Source organism: Parasutterella secunda (assembly GCF_023336895.1).
In the GTDB taxonomy this organism is placed as follows: domain Bacteria; phylum Pseudomonadota; class Gammaproteobacteria; order Burkholderiales; family Burkholderiaceae_F; genus Aphodousia; species Aphodousia faecalis.
In genome coordinates, this window is record NZ_JAMBLT010000003.1 from 193,314 (window position 1) to 215,040 (window position 21,727).

At 47.2% G+C, this 21,727-nt stretch carries 22 protein-coding genes; 14 read left to right on the top strand and 8 right to left on the bottom strand.

The genetic code is table 11. The features are described 5' to 3' along the window. Window positions 1–91 precede the first annotated feature (91 nt). From apbC to M3080_RS04905, 4 genes are all read left to right on the top strand, one after another. The gene (gene apbC, locus M3080_RS04890) at window positions 92–1,162 is read left to right on the top strand and encodes an iron-sulfur cluster carrier protein ApbC (protein ID WP_022473240.1); all 1,071 of its coding nucleotides are present in this window, start codon (window positions 92–94) and stop codon (window positions 1,160–1,162) included. Continuing rightward, window positions 1,162–2,148 (top strand): YheT family hydrolase, encoded by a 987-nt coding sequence (locus M3080_RS04895; RefSeq protein ID WP_022473241.1) that lies wholly within the window; start codon window positions 1,162–1,164, stop codon window positions 2,146–2,148. The genes apbC and M3080_RS04895 overlap by 1 nt, the downstream gene beginning before the upstream one ends. Before the next feature lie 62 nt (window positions 2,149–2,210). After that, window positions 2,211–3,260 carry an OmpA family protein gene (locus M3080_RS04900; protein ID WP_249092142.1) on the top strand — a complete coding sequence of 350 codons (1,050 nt, stop codon included), beginning with the start codon at window positions 2,211–2,213 and terminating at the stop codon, window positions 3,258–3,260. 131 nt (window positions 3,261–3,391) lie between these two features. Beyond that, the gene (locus M3080_RS04905; RefSeq protein WP_022473243.1) at window positions 3,392–3,955 is read left to right on the top strand and encodes a VUT family protein; all 564 of its coding nucleotides are present in this window, start codon (window positions 3,392–3,394) and stop codon (window positions 3,953–3,955) included. Window positions 3,956–3,993: 38 nt separating this feature from the next. Here M3080_RS04905 and queC read toward each other — a convergent pair whose 3' ends face one another. Next, window positions 3,994–4,704 (bottom strand): 7-cyano-7-deazaguanine synthase QueC, encoded by a 711-nt coding sequence (gene queC, locus M3080_RS04910; RefSeq protein ID WP_249092143.1) that lies wholly within the window; start codon window positions 4,702–4,704, stop codon window positions 3,994–3,996. A 17-nt stretch (window positions 4,705–4,721) separates the two neighbouring features. Then, window positions 4,722–4,973, bottom strand: coding sequence for a hypothetical protein (locus M3080_RS04915; protein WP_022473245.1), 252 nt, complete (start codon window positions 4,971–4,973; stop codon window positions 4,722–4,724). A gap of 171 nt (window positions 4,974–5,144) precedes the next feature. Between M3080_RS04915 and hemH the strand changes: the two genes are divergently transcribed. Next, complete coding sequence (hemH, locus tag M3080_RS04920; RefSeq protein WP_249092144.1) at window positions 5,145–6,119, top strand: ferrochelatase; 975 nt, start codon at window positions 5,145–5,147, stop codon at window positions 6,117–6,119. Between the two features lie 60 nt (window positions 6,120–6,179). On the opposite strand, the gene M3080_RS04925 is transcribed toward hemH, so the two are convergent. Further along, entirely contained in the window at window positions 6,180–7,259 is a 1,080-nt protein-coding gene (locus M3080_RS04925; RefSeq protein ID WP_249092145.1) for an alpha/beta hydrolase, read from the bottom strand. 164 nt (window positions 7,260–7,423) lie between these two features. Beyond that, on the bottom strand, window positions 7,424–8,305 hold the full coding sequence (locus tag M3080_RS04930; RefSeq protein ID WP_249092146.1) for a LysR family transcriptional regulator: 882 nt from the start codon (window positions 8,303–8,305) through the stop codon (window positions 7,424–7,426). Window positions 8,306–8,485: 180 nt separating this feature from the next. Between M3080_RS04930 and grpE the strand changes: the two genes are divergently transcribed. The 3 genes from grpE (at window position 8,486) to dnaJ (ending at window position 12,473) form a co-directional block, all read left to right on the top strand. Then, complete coding sequence (grpE, locus tag M3080_RS04935; protein WP_022473249.1) at window positions 8,486–9,103, top strand: nucleotide exchange factor GrpE; 618 nt, start codon at window positions 8,486–8,488, stop codon at window positions 9,101–9,103. Between the two features lie 164 nt (window positions 9,104–9,267). Further along, complete coding sequence (dnaK, locus tag M3080_RS04940) at window positions 9,268–11,175, top strand: molecular chaperone DnaK (RefSeq protein ID WP_249092147.1); 1,908 nt, start codon at window positions 9,268–9,270, stop codon at window positions 11,173–11,175. A gap of 131 nt (window positions 11,176–11,306) precedes the next feature. Next, entirely contained in the window at window positions 11,307–12,473 is a 1,167-nt protein-coding gene (gene dnaJ / locus M3080_RS04945) for a molecular chaperone DnaJ (RefSeq protein WP_249092148.1), read from the top strand. Between the two features lie 16 nt (window positions 12,474–12,489). On the opposite strand, the gene M3080_RS04950 is transcribed toward dnaJ, so the two are convergent. The 3 genes from M3080_RS04950 to dinB all read right to left on the bottom strand — a co-directional run bounded on the left by M3080_RS04950 (window position 12,490) and on the right by dinB (window position 15,177). After that, on the bottom strand, window positions 12,490–12,963 hold the full coding sequence (locus M3080_RS04950) for a phosphatase PAP2 family protein (protein WP_249092149.1): 474 nt from the start codon (window positions 12,961–12,963) through the stop codon (window positions 12,490–12,492). 135 nt (window positions 12,964–13,098) lie between these two features. Further along, complete coding sequence (locus M3080_RS04955) at window positions 13,099–14,052, bottom strand: TDT family transporter (protein ID WP_249092150.1); 954 nt, start codon at window positions 14,050–14,052, stop codon at window positions 13,099–13,101. A 45-nt stretch (window positions 14,053–14,097) separates the two neighbouring features. Next, complete coding sequence (gene dinB, locus M3080_RS04960) at window positions 14,098–15,177, bottom strand: DNA polymerase IV (protein WP_249092151.1); 1,080 nt, start codon at window positions 15,175–15,177, stop codon at window positions 14,098–14,100. Window positions 15,178–15,276: 99 nt separating this feature from the next. Between dinB and M3080_RS04965 the strand changes: the two genes are divergently transcribed. From M3080_RS04965 to M3080_RS04975, 3 genes are all read left to right on the top strand, one after another. Further along, window positions 15,277–16,620 carry an ATP-binding protein gene (locus M3080_RS04965; protein WP_249092152.1) on the top strand — a complete coding sequence of 448 codons (1,344 nt, stop codon included), beginning with the start codon at window positions 15,277–15,279 and terminating at the stop codon, window positions 16,618–16,620. Between the two features lie 97 nt (window positions 16,621–16,717). Then, on the top strand, window positions 16,718–18,043 hold the full coding sequence (gene brnQ, locus M3080_RS04970) for a branched-chain amino acid transport system II carrier protein (RefSeq protein ID WP_022473255.1): 1,326 nt from the start codon (window positions 16,718–16,720) through the stop codon (window positions 18,041–18,043). Window positions 18,044–18,095: 52 nt separating this feature from the next. Beyond that, window positions 18,096–18,683 (top strand): manganese efflux pump MntP, encoded by a 588-nt coding sequence (locus M3080_RS04975; RefSeq protein ID WP_249092153.1) that lies wholly within the window; start codon window positions 18,096–18,098, stop codon window positions 18,681–18,683. Here the strand turns inward: M3080_RS04975 and M3080_RS04980 are convergent. Further along, window positions 18,680–19,684: an asparaginase gene (locus M3080_RS04980; protein ID WP_249092154.1), complete on the bottom strand. Its 1,005-nt coding sequence runs from the start codon at window positions 19,682–19,684 to the stop codon at window positions 18,680–18,682. The two genes, M3080_RS04975 and M3080_RS04980, sit on opposite strands and share 4 nt — an antisense overlap. 187 nt (window positions 19,685–19,871) lie before the next feature. Here M3080_RS04980 and M3080_RS04985 point away from each other — a divergent pair, with 187 nt between their 5' ends. From M3080_RS04985 to rimM, 3 genes are all read left to right on the top strand, one after another. After that, window positions 19,872–20,573 (top strand): aspartate/glutamate racemase family protein, encoded by a 702-nt coding sequence (locus tag M3080_RS04985; RefSeq protein ID WP_022473258.1) that lies wholly within the window; start codon window positions 19,872–19,874, stop codon window positions 20,571–20,573. Between the two features lie 147 nt (window positions 20,574–20,720). Then, window positions 20,721–20,972: a 30S ribosomal protein S16 gene (gene rpsP / locus M3080_RS04990; protein ID WP_022473259.1), complete on the top strand. Its 252-nt coding sequence runs from the start codon at window positions 20,721–20,723 to the stop codon at window positions 20,970–20,972. Window positions 20,973–21,212: 240 nt separating this feature from the next. Then, entirely contained in the window at window positions 21,213–21,719 is a 507-nt protein-coding gene (rimM, locus tag M3080_RS04995) for a ribosome maturation factor RimM (protein ID WP_249092155.1), read from the top strand. Window positions 21,720–21,727 lie beyond the last annotated feature (8 nt).

Here is a 21,727-nt window from a genome sequence, read left to right on the forward strand (position 1 = left end):
GCAAAGCCACGTGAAATTCTCTTATTGCTCTTGAGCTTAGGCAAGAAAACTCGCACAATACGACTAATGCTTGAAAACGGAGTACAAAAAAGTGACTAAGAGAGAAGAAATACTGCAGGTATTGAGTTCCGTGACGGATCCCTGGATGAATACGGACTATGTGAGCGCTCGGATGGCAAAGATCAGTGATGATGCGCAAGCCGTTACGATTCAATTGGGGTATCCGGCCAAAACCGTTAAAAAAGATATCGAGCTGAAGCTTCAGGACGCTTTTCAAAAGGCGGGCATTCAGGTTCAAGTGACGGTCGAACAAAAAATTATTGCCCATGCGGTTCAACGCACTTTGAAAGTACTGCCTAATGTTAAAAACATCATTGCTGTTTCAAGCGGCAAGGGCGGCGTCGGCAAAAGCACAGTGGCGGCTAATTTAGCGTTAGCCCTGTCAGCCGAAGGGGCTCGAGTAGGTGTTTTGGATGCCGATATTTATGGTCCCAGTCAACCGATGATGTTGGGTGCCCTTGGCCGCCCAATGACAAACGACGGTCAAAACATGAACCCGATCGAAACATTGGGTCTTGAAGTCAATTCCATCGGATTTTTGATTGATCCGGATGAGCCGATGATCTGGCGTGGTCCGTTGGTTGCTCAAGCACTGACTCAGCTTTTAACGCAAACGAATTGGCATGATTTGGATTACTTGGTTATTGACATGCCGCCGGGCACCGGTGACATTCAATTGACGCTATCGCAAACGGTTCCGGTCACGGGGGCTATTGTGGTAACAACGCCCCAGGATATTGCGCTTTTGGACGCAAAGAAAGGTTTGCGGATGTTCCAGAAGGTCAATGTGCCCATTCTGGGAGTCGTTGAAAACATGTCTATTTTCGTTTGCCCGGAATGCGGCCACGCCGAGCATATTTTTGGAGAAGGCGGCGCCAAGCGTTTAAGTGATACCTATCACGTGGATGTTCTCGGTCAACTGCCTCTTGATGCCAAGATTCGGGAAGAAGCCGATTCCGGTGCGCCGACAGTCGTGTCGTCTCCGGAATCAATGGCCGGCAAAATCTATCGCGAAATTGCTTTAAAGGCGGCCGCGGCGATTGCTAAAACCGCTAAAGATATGTCGCTTAAGATGCCAAGCGTGCGAGTGGAGAATAACTGATGCCTTTGGTAACGCCTGACTACAAGGCGCCTCGGTGGCTTGCCGGTGCTCAGATTCAAACGATATTTGCGGCCAAGGTCTGCAAAAAGCCCGAAGTAACCTATCGCCGCGAGCGCTGGGATACGCCCGACGGTGACTTTACGGATATCGATTGGGCCACGCCTGAAGTGGCTGATCCGGCCGCTCCGATTGTTGTGCATTTCCACGGTTTGGAGGGAAGCTCTCATAGCCACTACGCTTTGGCGCTTATGCACGAGACGGTTAAGCACGGTTGGCGCGGATGCGTGTCGCTTTTTAGAAGTTGTTCGGGAGAATTAAACCGCAGCATTAAGACTTACCACGCCGGTGATATTGATCAGGTTCAGTGGGTGTTGGAGACGGTGCGTTCTCGTTATCCGAAGGCGCCGATCTACGCGGTGGGAGTTTCCTTGGGCGGCAATCAGTTGGCGCTTTTTTGCGGCAAACGCGCGCAAACCGCCAAAGGACTTCTCACGGCGGCCGTTTCTGTGGGGGCGCCGGTGGATTTGGTGGCGGGCAGCAATCTCTTGCGCTTTGGTTTTAATCGTCTGTATTCCAAAATGTTTTTGGATACGCTGATACCGAAAGTGATCAAAAAGTGTGAGTTAATGCCGCAGATGCGCGAGATGGTTGATGTGGAGGCCATCAAAAAGTGCAAAAATTTCTATGACTTTGACTCTCTTTATACGGCGCCTGTTCATGGCTTCAAGAGTGCCATGGATTATTGGACGAAGGCTTCTGCCAAACCATGGTTAAAGTATGTGCAGGTTCCGCTGTTGCTCTTAAACGCTAAAAACGATCCTTTCATGCCGCAATGGGCTTTGCCAACACTATCTGATGTTTCAGATAATGTTTGGCTGGATCAACCCGAAGAAGGAGGACATGTGGGATTCCCGACGGGCAATCCTCCCGGCAAAATTGATTATCTGCCTAAACGAATCTTCCGATTCTTCTTAGAAAGGCGGTGAACGGTTTTTCCTCTAAAGAAGAGCCTGCTATAGTCTGACTATTGACAGAGAGGAGACAACACATGGATAAGCGACTTTCTTTAGTCTGTGGTTTGGTTCTTGGGGTTTTCTGTGTGTCCTCATCGGTTGCAGCAAGCCTTTGCGGAGCGCGAGCGGCCGCGGTTGAATTCGCAATCGATGCGTCTTCCTCAATGGGTGAGAGCTACGCGCGGCCTCAGTTTGTTAATGATGAAAAAGAGGCGGCTCTTTGGGGAAATCAGTCGACAAAACTCGCTTACGCTCAGCAGTTTGTTAAGATGGCGGCCGAAAAAATTAATCCCACCGAAGAAATGGTGACGGGGCTAGCCACATTTATGCCTTCAAGCCAGGTCCTTAAGACGCAAAAGCGTACGGGCGAAGCCTTTTCAAAGTCGCTCTCCGAAGTCAAAATCTCCGCTTCGACTCAATCGTTGAACAATTTCGATAAAAAGGCGTTGGACTATTTTGCTCGTAAACGCAAAGAACCGACCACGCTTTTTGTCATCACAGACGGTGATATAGACAAGGGTTCCCATGATCCGGCCAAGGTTTTGCAAACGTTTTATCAGAATAATCCGAAAAGTTGTGTGCATCTGATTTCATTGGCTCAGACGGACTCTGAAAAAGAGGTCATAACCCGTTTGCGCCGAGTCAACGCCTGTTCGACGATGGCGACGGTTGCCGACATGATGGCCGATCGTCAAAAATTCAATGCCATGGTAGAGGGCAATGTGTACCGTAATTGCTCATCCCAAGAGGATCTGGAAGTCGCCGGGATTCCTTTTGTTAAAAAGTCAACCACGTTGGATAAAAAAGCCATTGCAGTGCTGGACCAGGTGATGGAAGTGATCGCGCAACGTCCAAAGGACGAATCCATGTTGATTTTGGGCTGGACCGATACAGAGGGCGATGCGGCTTTTAATAAGCGTCTTGGTTTGCAGCGGGCAAAGGTTGTCAAAGATTACCTTGTTTCCAAAGGAGTCGAGGATCACCGAATGGCTGTAATGGGCGGCGGTGAGTCAGAGAAGTTTGACAACACGACCGAAGCCGGAAGAAAACTCAATCGTCGGGTGGACATCATTTTTGGTCAATGAACACCGCTCAATGCGGGGCTTTTTCTCTTTTTCGAATTTAGCTAAAATACGCTCTTTAATTTTTAATAAAAACGTTGCCGCGTCGGTTTGTTCTACCGGGTCTGCGGTTCCGTCTGTAAACGGAGGCTCTTATGTCCCATAAGTGGCTCAGCAAGGATACGCTTTGCGGCCTTGTTGCATTAACGCTTTTTATTCTGACGATTCCTTTGAGTAATTGGGTCGTTGTCAATGTCGGTTTGGTTTGCGAGACCAACGGTCCGTGTTTAATTCCTGTTTGGCCGGGGCTGATGGCGCCTTCTGCGGTCATGATTGCAGGGGCCGCCCTGGTTTTAAGAAATGGCGTACAGGCCTTTCTTGGTGCTCCCTTTTCTCTTTTGGCGATTGCCGTGGGCACAGCGCTATCGGCGCTTTTTGCCGCCCCCTCTTTAGTGATCGCCTCCGCAGCTGCCTTCTGTTTTTCTGAATTGGCCGACTTTGCGGTCTACACGCCGATGAGAAAACGCTTCCCGGCTTTCTCGGTTGTCATGGCGGGGCTGGTGGGTTCTGTTATTGATAGCGCCATTTTCCTTTCGCTCGCTTTCGGCAGTATCGAATTTATTACCGGTCAAGTGTTGGGTAAGTTCTGGATGTCACTTTTAGCCGGGATGGTTATTCGTTATTTGAGACCTCGTTTGGTCGCGCACCCTAAGTTCTAAGTTAACTTTAGAAAACCTCCGGCATCGGAGGTTTTCGACTATTGGGCTATCTTTTGTTGGTATTCTTCGAAACCTTTTTCTCGTAATAGGCATGCCGGACAGTGACCGCAGCCGTATCCCCAGACATGAAAGTGCTCCCTGTCACCTTCGTAGCAGGTATGAGTTTCTTTCACGATGAAGTCAACGAGCTCATCGCCACCCACTTCGTGAGCCAGTTCCCACGTCTGCGCCTTTGTTCTGTACATCAATGGCGTTACAATTTCGACGGGCCAATCCATTCCCAGCGAGAGAGCTTTTTGCATGGCATCCATTGTGTTGCGGCGGCAATCCGGATAGCCTGAAAAATCAGCCTGGCCCACACCTGTGATAATGGTGTGGATATCTCGCAAGTAGGCTCTGGCGCCGATGTAGGTCATGAACATTAGGTTTCTGGCCGGCACAAAAGAAGAGGGTAACCCGCGCTTTCCTTCGGAGACGATGGCTTCGCCCGATCCGGTTAAAGCACTGCTGGAGACCTGACCGAAGGTACTGGCATCAATGACAAGGTCAGGGCCAAGGCGGCAGGCAAAGTTAGGGAATTGAGTCTGAATTTTTTGGAGAATTTCTTTTCGGCAAATCAATTCCACATTGTTTTTCTGGCCATAATTGAAGCCGACGGTTTCGACACGATCATAATTTTGCAATGCCCAAAAAAGACATGTGGTTGAATCTTGCCCACCTGAAAAACTGACAATGGCAGCCTTAGACATAACAATTTCCTTTCAACTTATTTTTTAGGATTTTTGTTTTTCTTTTTGTCGCTGTCGTTTTCGTCAGAACTTCCTTTTTTAAAAGCGTGTCCAATTTCTTTTGTGGTATCACGAGTTGTATGACCAATTTCACGGGTGATATCACGAGTCGCGTGACCAATACTTCGACCTGCGTCTTTAATAGCGCCAAAAAACGAGTCGGAAGCATAAGTGGGCGTGGTTGCTATTGATAGAGCTAAAAGAGTGGCGGAAACAAAAGTTTTAATCATGGTTTCAAACTTCTTGAGAATTGGGACTTCCGATATGTTACCTGGCTTTTGAGTCTTAGGCGGAAGTATTTTCTTTCCGGAAGATTTTTTGTGTTTGACTATTTTTAGGCTGTCAAGAGATTCTGCTTATGTGCTAACCTTCGGTCTGTTTTTTTGAGAATCATTTTCCATATGTCTGACAAAACTGCCGTCATTTTGATGAATACCGGATCGCCCGCGGCGCCGACTGAGGCGGCTTTGCGTACATATCTAAAAGAATTTTTATCGGATCCGCGCATTATTGAACTACCATCTTGGATATGGCAACCCATACTCAGAGGAATCATTCTTCGAACCCGCCCGGCCAAAAGTGCTCAGCGTTATAGAAAAATATGGATGCCAGATGGTTCCCCCTTGATTGTTTATACGCAAAAGATTGTCGAGGCTCTTAACGACCGTCTGCCTGATGATATTGTCGTTGCCATGGCTATGAAGGTGGGCTCTCCTTCGGTTGAACAAACGGTTGCCCGTCTAAAAAAAGACGGAATCGATCATTTTATTTTCTTTCCTATGTTTGCCCAGTACGCCACACAAACGACGGAGTCAGCTCTTGATGGAGTCAGGGAACTTAAAGGGGAATTGAAAGATATTCATTGGGATTGGATTCGTCCTTTTTATAACCGAGCCGATTTTATTGAGGCTTTGGCTGCGAAAATTCAGTCAAATCGCACGCCGGGAGCTCACCTTGTGATGAGTTTTCACGGCATTCCTGTCAAAAGCATTCAAAAAGGCAGCCCCTATGAAAAACAGTGCCGTGAGACAGCGCAAAGCATTGCGGCAAAGTTGCAATTAAAAGACGGAGATTATTCCATTGCCTATCAGTCACGTTTTGGTAACGATCACTGGCTTCAGCCTTATCTGACCGGACACGTTGAGTCGCTGGTTCATCAAGGCGTACGATCAATGGATGTCGTCTGCTTATCCTTTAGTGTTGATTGTTTGGAAACGCTCGAAGAAATCGGCATTGAACTCAAGAATCATTTCCTTTCATTAGGAGGCGAGCACTTCAATCTTTTGCCGTGCCTCAATGATGATGCTAACGCACTGGATTGTTATGAAAAATTGATTCTTGAATCCATTTCTACTCTGAAGAGCAAAAAACGCTAAAAAGAAAAGAAGCCAACAGTCAGTCGGCTATTGGCTTCTGAAATACCTATTTGTGCGAGACTACTTCAAATATGTTTTATAAAACACTTCAATTTTGTCAAACGGAATCTTGTCCATTTGATCATAAAGATCCGTGTGACTGGCTCCCGGCACGATAACCAGTTCTTTATTGTCCCCTTTGAGGAGTTTAAAAGCGTCTTCACCAAAATAACGTGAGTGTGCTTTTTCGCCATGAACAATCATGACAGCGTTACGAATCTCACCGGCGTAACTCAAAATCGGCATTGTCATAAATGACAGTGACGAGGTGACATTCCAGCCTCGATTGGAATTCAATGAACGGGGGTGGTAGCCACGTTCGGTTTTATAGTAAGCGTAGTAGTCCTTCACGAATTGCGGAGCATCGGCCGGAAGCGGATCGACTACACCGCCAGCTAAAGCGTAGTAGCCGTTTTTGTAGTCGCTTGTCCGTTGTTGGTTAAGTTTTTCACGCAATTCATAGCGAGCATTTTCATCCATCGCGTCAAAATATCCCTTGGCATTAACGCGAGTCATGTCGTACATGGTAGAGGCCACTGTCGCCTTAATGCGGGTATCCATCGCGGCGGCGTTAATTGCCATACCGCCCCAACCACAAATTCCTAAAATCCCGATTCGATTAGGATCAACGTCTTCACGTGTACTTAAATAATCTACCGCGGCGCTGAAATCTTCCGTGTTAATGTCCGGTGATGCTACGTAACGGGGACTGCCGGAACTTTCACCGGTAAAGGACGGATCAAATGCGATGGTCAAAAAGCCGCGTTCAGCCAATGTTTGAGCGTAGAGGCCTGAAGACTGTTCCTTGACGGCGCCAAACGGACCGCTTACTGCGATAGCCGGTAATTGACCACTGGAATTTTTGGGGATGTAGAGATCGGCCGCCAAGGTGATTCCGTATCGATTCACGAAAGTCACTTTGGAATGATTGACTTTAGGGCTTTGTTTAAAGACCTTGTCCCATTTTTGCTCAAGCTTCAGCGGCTCAGCTTTGATGGGGGAAGGTTCAACATTCACGGCAGGTACTGCCGCATAGGCCGTGACAGCACAGGTTAAGCCAATGGATAAGGAGGTCTTTCCTATAGTCTTTTTCACGTTCATGATCACTCTCCGTTAAAGCGAAAATTGGCAATCTGACAAATCTCGTCTATCAAAAAAAAGTCTATGAAAAAGACTATTCAATAACAAATACTTTGTTTTTATTGCTTGCCATGCCTATAAGGCATAAATTATTAAATTCCCCAGTCATTCGAAAGAAAAGGAAATTAAATTTTCGCTTCCTCTTCTTTTAACAAGGCAATCAGTCTCTTAGAGGCGGGGCTAAGGTTTCGGGAATGATTCCATGCAATCACAATGTCGCATTCCAAGCGAGGATATAAGGGTAGCCAAACCAGACCGGATGTCGCTGTTGGATTGATGATTCCATCTAATGCAAGAACGTGGCCAACACCGGCGGTTGCCAGTACATAGGCGTTGTAGAGAAGGTTGAAGGTTCCGACGATATTTAAGTCCGCTCGCAAGTCATTGAGCCAGCCGTCAAATTCGTTTCGACGATACGACTGCTCGGAACAAAGTAAAGGTTGACCGATCAAATCAGAGGCTTCAATGTGTTTTTTTCCGGCAAAAGGACCGTCAACGCGTGTGAGCAGTCCCCAGACATCCTTTTGTTTGAACTTGATTGCGCTGTAGCCCAATGTATCGGCGATACCTACAAAAACACCGAAATCGGTTAGACCGGAATGCAACTCGGATTTCACCTGCGCCTCAGCGCCGCTTGTGATGTGAAAACGAACTTTGGGGGCTTCTATTTGTAATCGGGCGATAGCTCGGGCAAGACTACTTAATGCCGGGGTTTCACCGGAAGCAATACGAATTTCTCCGGTCATTTCATCGTCCGAACGGATTTCAGCTTTAGTGCGGTCAAAAAGACTGACGATGGCTTGAGCGCGTTCGTAAAATAGTTTGCCTTTCTCTGTCAAATGAAGTTTGCGATTGGTACGAACAAATAAGGTATGGCCCAGTTCTTCTTCAAGTTCCATAAACTGACGCGATAAGGTTGGCTGAGTGACATGCAGTTTTTGTGCGGCGCCTGAAATACTTTGTTGTTCCGCTGCAGCTAGGAAATAACGAAGAACGCGAATATCCATTATTAGTCACCTGTGTTGTGAGCTTATTGGCTCATTATGCCCGAGAATGCTTTCTTGCGATGAGGATCCTTCCTGGTTATTTTGGGAAATTTATGCCCATTTTATTATCGACTTGAATTTTTCCGAATCGTCCCCATATTGGGATTATCTAAGTTATTACCCGTTTCGGAGAAAGAATCCATGCAAGAAGAAACGACCAAAGACACGGAAGTGAAAGATCAAAATCAGTCGCAAACCGCTGCCGAGCAGACTCAACCTGAACAAAAAGTTGAAGAAGCTACCCAACCTGAAGCCCAGGCTCAACAAACCGAGCCCGTTCAGGAACAACAAACAGCAGAAGAGCCTTCCGTTGAAGAACTTTTAACTGCAGCCAAAGAAGAAAATGCCAAGTTGCAGGATCTTTATCTTCGCGCGTTGGCCGAAGCTGAAAATGCTCGCCGTCGTGCCGAGGATGCTGTGGAAAAGGCGCATAAGTTCGGCGTTGAGAAATTTGCTAAAAACCTCTTGCCCGTGCTCGATAGCTTGGAAAAAGCTCTGGAACTGAGTAAGGATCCGGAAGATCCCGTGATGCAAGGTGTTCAGGCTACCTATCGTCAGTTTGTTCAAGCGATGGAAAAAAGCGGCATGACGGAAATTAATCCCGTCGGCGAGAAGTTCGATCCGACGCGTCATCAGGCAATCGCCATGGTGCCGGCTCAGGAAGGTCAAACGAGCGGTCAAGTTGCTCAAGTTTTCCAACGCGGTTGGCTGATCAGTGAACGTGTTTTACGCGCCGCCATGGTTAGCGTTGTTCAATAACACTTTGAATTATCTAAGAAACTTTTGAGAGTGCAATTATTTGTAAGTGAACCCCTTGAAAGTTTCAGCCTCATCCCCATATTGGGGGTAGAGCGTCGGGAAACACAATTAGATGTTCCCGCCGAAGTAAAGAATTTGAGAGTTTTAAACGAAGGAATTTAAAAATGGCAAAGATTATTGGTATTGACTTGGGTACGACGAACTCTGCCGTAGCCGTCATGGAAGGTGACAAGATTCACGTGATTGAAAACAGTGAAGGCGCACGTACGACGCCGTCCATCGTTGCTTACATGGACAACGGCGAAGTGTTGGTGGGTGCTACCGCCAAGCGTCAGGCTGTGACCAATCCGAAGAATACCTTGTTTGCTGTTAAGCGTTTAATTGGTCGTCGTTTCGATGACGCGGAAGTTCAACGTGATATTTCCTTGATGCCGTTCTCTATTTCTCGTGCGGAAAACGGTGATGCCTGGGTGAGCGTGTTGGATGGCAAGAAGCTTGCTCCGCAACAGGTCTCCGCTGAAGTGCTCCGTAAGATGAAGCAAACCGCTGAAGACTATCTCGGCGAAACGGTAACGGAAGCTGTGATCACGGTGCCTGCCTACTTTAACGACAGCCAACGTCAAGCGACGAAGGATGCCGGTCGTATCGCCGGTTTGGAAGTCAAGCGTATCATCAACGAACCGACGGCTGCTGCTTTGGCTTTCGGTCTTGATAAGGCCGGTAAGGGTGATAAGAAGATCGCTGTGTATGACTTGGGTGGCGGTACGTTCGATATCTCCATCATTGACTTGGCTGATGTTGACGGTGACAAGCAATTTGAAGTGCTTTCCACTAACGGTGATACGTTCTTGGGTGGTGAAGACTTCGACCAACGCATTGTTGATTATTTGATTTCTGAATTTAAGAAAGACACTGGCGTTGATTTGAGCAAGGACATTATCGCCTTGCAACGTTTGAAGGACGCTGCTGAAAAGGCCAAGATTGAATTGTCCAGCCGTCAGGAAACGGAAATCAACTTGCCGTACATCACGGCCGATGCAACGGGTCCGAAGCACTTGAACGTCAATTTGACCCGCGCTAAGTTTGAAAGCATGGTTGAAGACTTGATCGCTCGTACGATTGAACCGTGCCGCAAGGCTTTGGCTGATGCCGGTTGCTCTAAGAGCGAAATTACGGACGTGATTTTGGTCGGCGGTCAATCTCGTATGCCGAAGGTTCAGGAAACGGTTCGTGAATTCTTCGGTCAAGAACCGCGTAAGGACGTCAACCCTGATGAAGCTGTGGCAATCGGTGCTGCTATTCAAGGTTCCGTTTTGACTGGTGAACGTCATGACGTGTTGCTTTTGGACGTGACGCCGTTGACCTTGGGTATTGAAACCTTGGGCGGTGTGATGACCTCCATGATTAAGCGCAACACGACGATTCCGACCAAGCACACTCAAGTGTTCTCGACCGCGGAAGATAATCAACCGGCCGTGACCATTAAGGTTTACCAAGGCGAACGTGAAATGGCCGCCAGCAACAAGCTTTTGGGTGAATTTAATCTCGAAGGCATTGCTCCGGCTCCCCGTGGTTTGCCGCAAATCGAAGTGACCTTTGATATTGACGCCAACGGTATTTTGCACGTTTCCGCTAAGGATAAGGCCACCGGCAAGGAAAACAACATCACGATTAAGGCCAGCTCCGGTTTGAGCGAAGATGAAATTCAACGCATGGTCAACGACGCCGAAGCCAACAAGGCAGAAGACCACAAGCGCTTTGAATTGGCTCAATCGCGCAATATTGCCGATGCCTCCATCCACCAAGTTCAAAAGACTTTGAAGGATTTGGGCGACAAGGTTGAAGCCTCTGACCGCATGGCTTGCGAAGACGGTATCAAGAAGGTTGAAGAAGCCATCCGTGGTGAAGACAAGGCCGCCATTGATGCTGCTGTGGAACGTTTGATGACAGCCGCTCAAAAGATCGGCGAAAAGTTGAACGCTCAGGCTCAACAAGCTCAGCAAACTCAACCGCAACAAGAAGCCAAGAAGGCCGACGATGATGTGGTTGATGTGGACGCCAAGGAAAAATAATCCGTGAGAATTTGGGGGCTCAAGCCCCCAAACTCGTACCGAACAGGGGTCTCATGAGCGAGGTTCAAGATCGGCGATGTCAATGACATCGGGGCTTGAACCTATCGCTTTATCGCAAGGGTAGAAAAATAATGAGCGATCGTGACTATTACGAAGTATTGGGTGTAGATAAAAGCGCAAGCGCAGCCGATATTAAGAAGGCTTATCGTCGTCTGGCCATGAAGTATCACCCCGACCGCAACAATGGGGATAAAGAGGCCGAGGCGAAGTTTAAGGAAATCGGTGAAGCCTACGAGGTTTTGGGAGATGAACAAAAGCGTGCCGCTTATGACCGATTCGGTAAAGCCGGCGTAAACGGCGGAGCCGGTGGTCCCGGTGGTCCCGGCGGTTTCGGTGGTTTTGGCCCTGAAGGTTTCGCGGGCGGTTTCGGCAACATGGGCGACTTGGGCGACATTTTCAGTGAATTTTTCGGCCAAGGCATGAGTGGACGCCGTCAACAAAGTGGTCCTCGAGCCACCAAGGGTGTGGACCTGCGCTATGACCTTGAAATTACGCTTGAACAGGCGGCCAAGGGCTACACGGCGGAAATCCGTGTTCCTGTTTGGGAAAAATGTGATGTTTGTGATGGAACGGGCAGCCGCTCCAAAGCCAAACCAACGACTTGTCCGCACTGTAACGGTACCGGCGTCGTTTATGCTAAACAGGGCTTTTTCTCTGTTCAGCAGACGTGTCCCTACTGCCATGGATCCGGTACAGTGATTTCTGATCCCTGCCCCAACTGCGACGGTACAGGCTTCAAGAAAGTCATGAAGACGCTTGAAGTGAAGATTCCTGCCGGTATCAACGCCGGTCAGCGTGTGCGTTTGCAAGGCAAAGGTCAGCCTGGCACCAACGGCGGTCCGGCAGGCGACCTGTATGTTGAAATCAGTATTAAACCGCACGAGATTTTCCAACGTGATGGCGACGACCTTCATGTTGAATTGCCGATTTCATTTGTCACAGCGGCTTTGGGTGGTGACGTGGATGTGCCTGTTTTGGATGGCGAAACCCGCATTACCATTCCAGAGGGTACGCAAAGCGGTAAGATTTTGCGCCTGCGCGGCAAGGGTATCAAGAGCCTGCGCACAGGCTACATGGGAGATCTTTACATCCATGTGTTTGTGGAAACGCCGGTTAATCTGACGCAAAAGCAAAAGGATTTGCTTCGACAGTTTGATGAAACAGTCTCCAAGCACGGCGAGAAGCATTCGCCGAAGCACCAGAGTTTCATGGATAAGATGAAGAATCTCTTCAGCTAAAAAGCGTGCTTTTCAACTAAGCTCCGTTCCCAGTGTTCGGAGCTTTTTTGTTTCTGCGAAATGCGAATCTGTACCCGATGAAGCCAAAGCAGAGGCCTAAAAGTGCGCCGGCGATGACATCGCTCGGAAAATGCACAAAGAGGTAGAGTCGGGAAAAGCCCATCAAGATGGCAAGGATCAAAGCGGCCGAACCGGCTCTTTTATGGTAAAGAAACAAGGCAAACGCCGCAGCAAAGGCGGCCGCTGTGTGACCGGATGGAAAAGAGTGGTCGCTTAAACACGCAAGCAGCATGTCTTCAGGAACGGTTACGTCACAGGGCCTTTCGCGTCCCACCAACGGTTTGATGATGAGGTTGACTGCAACAAAATCAATGAGCAGTGCGATGCTGACGGCCAATCCAGACTGACGGTATCTTTCGATAATGAGCAAAAGGGCCGCTAGTGCAATCCAAATGGCCCCGAAATTGCCCAAAGAAGATACGAAAAGCATGAAATGGTCGAGATTTTCGCTTCTTAACGATTGAATGAAGTCTAAAAACAAAAATTCCATCAAATGAAATAAAAAAAGAGCCGCCTTCAAGGTTAACTGAAAAGGCGGCTTAACATGAGCAAATACTACAAACCGTTACTCTTTTTGGGGTTTGGGCAGAATTTTGTCCAAATTTTTAATAAAGAGAATGGCCACATAGGTAATGATGCAGGTGGCGATCACTAATTCAACGTTTGCGAGCATTCTGAGCTCCCAAGCATAAAAAGCGCCGACTTCATATTGACCGACCAAATGGCTCATTTTATAAAGCGCGGTAGCACCGATTGCCAACGGGAAGGTGAATGCAGCGTAGCCGGGGGAAAAAGGCAGGCGAAGCAGCTTAAAGAGCGAAAGATAGATGACTACGGTCATTAAGACGGCAATCCCTAATAAGACGGCGCACAAAAGCGGTGAAGGATTTTCAACAACGGTTAAAAGACCGGCGAGTGAAAGGCTCGCAGGAGCGGCCAAAATGGCTATGGTGGGCTTGGCGGCATCAGGAACCTGAGCGTAGAACATGAAGCGGTAAATCATGACCGGAAGCATAACAGCGTAAGACACAATGCCGATCGTCAAAAGGACTTGAGCGAAATTAAACCATTCCGGTGAAGGGCAGGCGACATCGGCCACGATGATGCCGACAGGTGGAATAAACCAACTCGGAACCATGTGCTGCATTTGGCGCTCGCGCATGCGAAAAACAATAAAAGCGCCCAAAAAGAGCAAGTGTACGATCACCGCCGCAAGCCACAAATACTCACCGATGAGAGGGAAAAAGCGACCGATTGCTTTAGAGACCACCATCGTGGCCATGGCAAAGGTTGGCACAATACTGCCTAAAACAGGGTGGCGCAGGTCGGTGATAAGGGTATCGGCGTGAAAAACAAAACGAGTAAGCAGCAAGCAAAGCAATACAACGGCGATGCCAGCTCCGATAAGCTGCCCCCAACCATGAAGCGGAAGCGCATTTTCCATCGACCAACCTAAACTGGAAATACCAAGTGCAAGCCCTGCTACCGGGGTAGGCAGGGCACGGACGCGTTTAATCATTATTCAAAGTCCGGAATGTTAAAAGACGAGCGATTATATCAACTGTCAAAAAAGAGTCATCTGTTTAGCCAAATAGTCTTCGCGGATTTCTTGTTCGGTTTTGGAAACAGAAAGACCTAAAAGACGAATACCGGTAGCGGGCAGGGTCACATTTTTTAAAAGGCGGTAAGCTAAGGGTGTAATTTTTTCGACACTGTCGAGTGTTTCAAGGCCTGAGGCGCTGCGGGTCAAGGTGGTGAAATCAGGAAAGCGTACTTTAAGTGTCAACCTTTTTCCTTTAAATTTTCGGCGGTTAACCCTTTGCGCAAGCTCATTAATGACCGAAGTCAAGGCTTCATCAATGGCTTTCCCTTTAATATCCCGCCCAAACGTTTCTTCACAGCCGACGGACTTACGTTCTCGGTGGGTGGTTACCTGTCGATCATCAATACCTCTGACAAAGTTATAGTAGGTCAGACCGGCTTTACCGAACAATTCAGTCAATCGTGAGAGACTGACCGCTCTTAATTGCGGCGCTGTTGTGATGCCTAAAGCGTGTAACCGTTTTGCGGTGGCAGGACCAATTCCCCAAAAGGCTTCAATTGGAAGCTTGTCGATAAAATCTAAAGCTTGATCCGGATGAATGACACAAAGGCCATCGGGTTTTCGGTAATCGCTTGCGATTTTGGCTAAAAATTTGTTGTAACTCACGCCGGCGCTTGCCACTAATCCCAGCTCCTCACGAATCTCTTTTTTTATCCGCTTGGCAATTTCTAGGCCTGTTCTTGCACCGATCTTATTGTCAGTGACGTCTAAAAACGCCTCGTCAATGGAAACCGGTTCGATGATGTCGGTGTAGCGTTCAAAAATTGCTCGGACTTGTTTAGAAACAGCTTGATAGTGTTTCATTCGAGAATGAACAAAAATAAGCTCAGGGCAGAGCTCTCGGGCTTTAGCCGAAGGCATGGCAGAATGCACGCCGAATTTCCTTGCCTCATAACTGGCAGTGGCCACTACCCCTCGGGCTCCGGCGTGTCCAACGGCAATAGGTTTGCCGCGCAAGGCTGGGTGATCACGTTGCTCAACAGACGCAAAAAACGCATCCATGTCAACATGAATAATTTTTCGGAAAGGTTTAACGCTCATAGGCGCAAATTTTAAATAAAAATATTTGAAGAAGTGTTGACAGTACAACAAATGACAGTACAATGAATGACAGTACAGTAAGTGACAGAAAGGCTTGAAATGAAATTCTATGGTCGAACAAATGAATTAGAAACACTGCGATTAGAGGTTGCAAAGCTTAACTCCGGTTCTCGTTTGACTGTCGTAACAGGCAGACGTCGAGTTGGGAAAACAACATTGATTTTGAAAGCATGTGAACAAAGTGCGATTCCGTATTTGTACTTTTTTGTTCAAAGGAAGTATTCAGAAGCGGAGTTGGCTCAAGAATGGTTATCACAGGTTCGAGTTTGCTTAAATTTGCAGGAAGATGATGGCCCCGCTCGCTTAAAGCTTTCGTCAGTGATTCGTTTTGTCATGCAAAAAAGTGTCAATCAGCCGATGATTTTGGTGATTGATGAGTGCCAAGAGTTGGATTTTATTAATGAATCTTTTTGGTCAGAATTACAACAAGTATGGGATCTGAATAAAAATAACTCTCACCTCATGTTAATTATGAGCGGCTCTGTCGCATCGGCCTTGCGGCACATATTTGGATCCATCAGTGAACCGCTGTACGGACGAATGGATTTGGCTTTGGAAATCCAACCTTTTTCTCCCACGTTATTAAAAGAAATATTTGCTGATATCTATCCACAAGGTAAGGCAGAGGATTTACTGGCTTTATACACATTGACAGGAGGCGTTGCCAGGTACGTTGAGATATTAAGTTCAACGGCTTCCTTTGCTCAAGATGATATGCTTGATTTCGTTTTTTCACCTTCAGGTTCTGCTTTTAGATCTGATGGAGACATTGTCCTAGCCAACGAATTTCGAATCGAATCTGGAATCTACTATTCGCTTTTAAGATCAATAGCTGTCGGAATGAATAAGTGGAGCGAGTTACACAATGCAGTGACAGGGCAGATAGGTCCGTATTTGAATCGATTGGAAAGCCAATATGGATTAATTCGACGGAATTATCCGTTTTGGGCTCAGTCAACTACAAAAAATGTTCGATATACCATTTCCGATGAGTATTTCCGTTTTTGGTTTCGTTTTATTGACACACCTGTGATGAAAAATTTAGCAGAAAGCCAACAGTGGGAAATGATGAGAAAACTTTGTAAAAAAGATTTTGAATCTTTAACGGGTAGATGTTTGGAATCATGGTTTAGAAAAAAATACATGCAATCAGGTCAATGGACAGAAGTGGGATCTTGGTGGGATAAAAGAGGTGAAAATGAAATTGATTTAGTAGCGGTCAACACCATCGATAACAAAATTGAAGTTGCAGAAATCAAAAGGCAGGCCAACAAAATTAATATGACGATACTTGAGCAAAAGACTGAATGTTTCCTTAAAGAAAACTCAAAACTAAGTCGCTTTGAACTCAAATTAAAAGCGCTGTCATTGTCAGATCTTTAGGTGGACATATAGGGATTGTCAGAGTGTTGGCTTGTAAGGAAATTTGCTAAAGTAGCGAAATTTTTGAAATTCAGATTTCGATATAGTCATTTTTCTTATGAGCAATCAATTTAGTTTTAACCAACGTTTGCTGTTGGGGTTAACGCTTTTTTCCATGTTTTTTGGGGCGGGCAATCTTATTTTCCCGCCCTATCTGGGCTCTTTGGCTGGTGTTGACATGCCGTGGGCCATGGCCGGCTTTGCCATCACCGCCGTGTGCTTTCCGATTCTCGGTGTGATGACAGTAGCTCGTTCAGGTGGCTTAATGATGTTAGCCTCTCGAGTTCATCCTCAGTTTGCCTTTATTTTTACACTGCTTATCTATTTATCAATCGGTCCCTGTGTGGCTATTCCCCGTACGGCCAGTACTTCTTTTGAAATGGCATTGGCTCCGTTATTTACAGCAACGACAGAGCCTTTCTTCTTGGATTTTTCTCCTTTGGTTTGCGCCCAATTTTTGTACTCCGTTTTCTTTTTTGGGTTGGCTGGAATCATGGCTTTAAATCCTGAAAAACTCACGCAGCGTCTTGGCAAAGTTACTTCGCCCGCGCTCATTATCATGATTGCGCTTCTTTTCCTAGCGTGTCTGTTCCGACCGATCGCGGGTTACGGTTTAGCTTTACCTCCGTACGATCTCAATGCTTTTGTCAGAGGCTTTTTGGAAGGCTACCAAACCATGGACACGCTGGCTGCACTCAACTTTGGTTTGATTATTGCCTTAAATGTCCAGGCCCTGGGTGTGAGCAATACCGAGGGTGTTGTACGTGAGACGGTAAAAGCCGGTATGATCGCCGGATTTTTCCTGATTACGATCTATTTGGCCTTAGCCCATATTGGGGCAACCGTGGGCGGAGCCGGTTTGATCACCGAAAATGGTGCGCAAACATTAACTTCAGTGGCTGAAATCCAATTCGGTTCTTGGGGCATCATTCTTTTAGGAATGATTTTCTTTGTTGCTTGTTTAAACACCTGTGTCGGTCTTTTATCCTGCTGCAGCGATTATTTCACCAAAGTTTTTCCGGCTCTGTCCTACCGCGGTTGGCTTCTGGTGTTTGTGCTTTGCAGCATGGTGGTCTCGAACGCGGGCTTAACACTTATTCTCAAACTGTCTATCCCGGTATTGATGTCAATTTATCCGGTGGCTTTGATGCTGATTATTCTCGGCTTAGCGCATCACTTTAACCAGAATTTTTCCAAGGTGTATCCATTAACCATTACGATGACAGCGATTGTAAGCGTTGCCGGTGCGCTTAAAGATATTGGTGTTGATGTCCCGTTGTTGTCACATTTGCCTTTTTACTCCATTGGTCTGGAGTGGGTGACGCCGGCTCTTATCGGTTGGGTGATCGGAATTTTTTATTCCAAACGTCATCTTGAAATTTAGTGGTCAAAAGTGATCGCTATAATGGCGGCTTCAACCAATCGAAGGATCAGAAGTGCAATTATTAGAGATCTTTGGTATCGCTGTCGCGTTGTCCGTTGACGCAATGGTTGTGGCCTTGTGTTGGGGAGCCGTGCAGCCCAGAATCAAACTCTCTCATGTTCTGAAGTTCTCTGTTGTGTTCGGTGCTTTTCAAGCACTGATGCCTGCTCTCGGCTGGCTTGCGGGGGGCGCCCTTTACAGCCTTATTAATGCCTGGGATCACTGGGTCGCTTTTGGACTTCTCTTTTTTGTTGCAGTGTCAATGATCCGTGAGGCATTCGAAAAAGATGAAGATGACGGACAGTGCGAATGCCGTTCAATGGGCTCGGACATTGCCTGGGGGAAACTGGCGATGTTGGCGGTAGCCACGAGCCTTGATGCCTTGGCGGTTGGTTTTTCCTTTGCGATGGTGTCTATGCCGATTGCGGGCCCGGCGGCAATTATCGGTATTGTTTGCGCCTTATTGACTGCACTGGCGATGTTGGCGGCAGGTGTTTTATCTGAAAAAGCCGCACGTCACAGCAAAAAGCTTTCACTGTTGGGTGCGGCTGTGTTGCTCTTAATAGGATTGAGAATTCTTTTTGAGCACGGCGTTTTCTAATAACGTTCAAACATTTCTCTTAAGGCACCAATATCCGTGATGCCTTTTTTCAACGCCAATTGCAAAAGAATTCGGGATTTCACTGCGGACAAATTCCAAGAAGAGATCAATCCGGCCTCTTCCCATTCACTTAAGCCGTTAAATACCGGTCCGGTGAAGACCCGTGAACTGCGAATCACTCGGACGCCGGCTTCTGAGGCGCGCTTAAGGCCCGGAAGAACTTTTTCAGGCACGCAGCCGTTTCCAAGACCGGCAAAAACAATACCCTTGGCGCCGATTGCCACAGTGGCATCAACTAACATCGAGTCATCGTCGGCGTGAGAGATCAAAATATCCACACGGGGGAAAGATTCGTCTTGATCAAAATCATGCACGCTAAACGGCGTGGCCATCGTATGCGGCCGGGTTGAACGGTTGTAATACATGACGGCGTTATCAATCACCGCGCCAAGCTCGCCCGTATTTAATCCGGAAAAAGTAGCGACATTGGTGGTGTTGGTTTTGGTGCTAAAGCGTGCGCTTCCAATGGTGTTGTTAAGCACCATCAATACCCCCAAGCCTTGGGACTGCTCATCCAAAGCCACTTGGAAAGCGTTATAAAGATTTAATATTCCGTCAGCAGAAAGAGCAGTGGCCGGACGCATGGCGCCGGTTATCACGACAGGTTTTTGCGTTTTTAGAATCAAGTGCAGGAAGTAAGCTGTCTCTTCCATTGTGTCGGTGCCGTGAGTGATCACAACACCATCCACATCATCACGATCGACAGCGCTTTGCACACTTCGCGCGAGCTTAAGCCAAATTTCACTGGTCATGGAACTGGAGTCCACATGACTGACGGCTTCTTGTTCAAGTTCAATTTTGTCCTTCAGATCAGGTAATTGATCAAGCAACGCATTGATTGATAAATGCCCTAAACGATACCCAGTGGTTTGAGTGGCACTTTCGCCGGAGCTGACAATGGTGCCGCCTGTGGACATGAGGATGATCTTTTTCTTAGCCATAATGGGTTCCCCTGAAATCAGTTGGTTCGTATTATGCCAAAAGAATATTTCTTGTCTTGAAAAATCATTTTTTAGGTGGCCTTTTGAATTTTGAAACGATCTGTTGCATGCATTGCAGCTCGTTGCACGCGCTTGAGATTTGAATCTTTCCGTTCTATTCTCAAAGGAGCTTTAGCAAGGAGTTCTTATGAAAACAATTGGCTTGATCGGAGGAATGAGCTGGGAGAGCACGGTGACTTATTATCAGCTCATTAATGAGGCGGTTCACAAACGTCTAGGCGGATTGCATTCGGCCAAAATTGTGCTTTGGAGTGTGGAGTTTGACGAAATCGAGAAGTGCCAATCTTGCGGCGATTGGGCTAAAAGCGCTTCGATTTTGTCAGAAACCGCCAAAGGTTTAGAGAAGGCCGGCGCAGACGTTATTCTGATTTGTACGAATACTATGCACAAAGTGGCCGATGAGGTGGCCGCGTCCGTTCGTGTTCCTCTTTTGCATATTGCTGATGCCACGTTTGACGCATTGCAAAAGCGAGCTATCCATCGCGTCGGACTTTTAGGTACAAAGTACACCATGCAGCAAGATTTTATTAAGGGAAAACTCAAAGAGCGTGGTCTGGAAGTACTGGTTCCCGAAAGCGAAGATATGGAAATGATTAACAGCGTTATTTTCAACGAACTTTGTGTTGGAAAGATTCTGCCCGAGTCAAAAGAAAAATTTTTGAAAGTGATTGAGAAATTAAAAGCCCAGGGAGCCGAAGGCGTCATTTTGGGCTGTACTGAAATCGGCCTTTTGATTAAGCAGGCGGATACGGATTTGCCTGTTTTCGATACGACGGAGATACACGCAAAAGCGGCTGTTGATTTCGCACTCGCTTGCGAAAGTGCGTAGGCTCAAGAACGGAAAAAATTAAAAAACGGTATAGCTAACAAATTGAAAATGCGTTAAAATATCGCGAATTTTCGTGAAACCCTTCTGGGTTTCGTTTTTTATTGTGGCTTTGCCACGTTTACTTTATAGACACAAGAGGTAAATTAAATGGTCGTTATTCGTCTTGCTCGCGGCGGTTCCAAGAAGCGCCCCTTCTTCAACATCGTTGTTACGGATTCCCGTAATCGCCGTGACGGTCGTTTTATCGAACGCTTGGGCTACTACAACCCGATGGCTGCCGGCCAAGGCGTGAAGTTCCAAATCGCTGAAGAACGTCTCACGCACTGGATCGGTCAAGGCGCCCAAATGAGCGACACGGTTGCTCGTTTGGTCAAGCAAGCTAAGAAGGCTGCTGCCTAATCGAAAATTCTGCAAACCTTGTTTGCACGAAGGGCGATTCCGAAATCGTTGCCTTGCGTTGCGGCACTAAAAGCCATTCTTTTCAGACTACTTCAAACAAACGGAATTGTGTCTACCGTTTGGGTCTGAAAATCGAGAGCTTTAGCCGCGAGTATCTAAAACGCCAAGCGTAACTGAAGGAATGGCCCTTTTTCTTATCCCTTTTTCAAGATGACGGAAAATAAAAACACAGACGAGTTGATGCAAGTCGGTCGAACAGCCGGCGCTTATGGTGTGCGCGGTTGGGTGCGTGTCGTGCCCATGGGCAGACAAGGGGATTTACTTTTTGAAAGTGATCGCTGGTGGTTTTTGCCTTATCCGAGAAAGCCGGGTGTTTCCCCTAAGCTTTTAACGGTGTCGGAACTCAAAGCTCACGGAAAAGATTTCATCGCCAAAATTGAAGAAATTCATACCCGTGAAGAAGCAATGGCGTTAAAGGGCAGCTTGTTGGTGGACCGAAATGATCTGCCACAGTTGCAAGAAGGGGATTATTACGATGAAGACCTCGTCGGATTATCCGTCCGCAACCTTCAAGATGAAGTTTTGGGTGAAGTGGTTGGCGTGACCGACAACGGCGCTCAGGATTTGTTAGCTGTCCGTGCGACAGAAGGTGACGTTTTTTATATCCCCATGGTTGAGGCTTACATCGAAGCGATTGACTTTCATCAGTCTTCTGTCATCGTGGATTGGTCACTTGATTGGAACTAAAAAGAAAA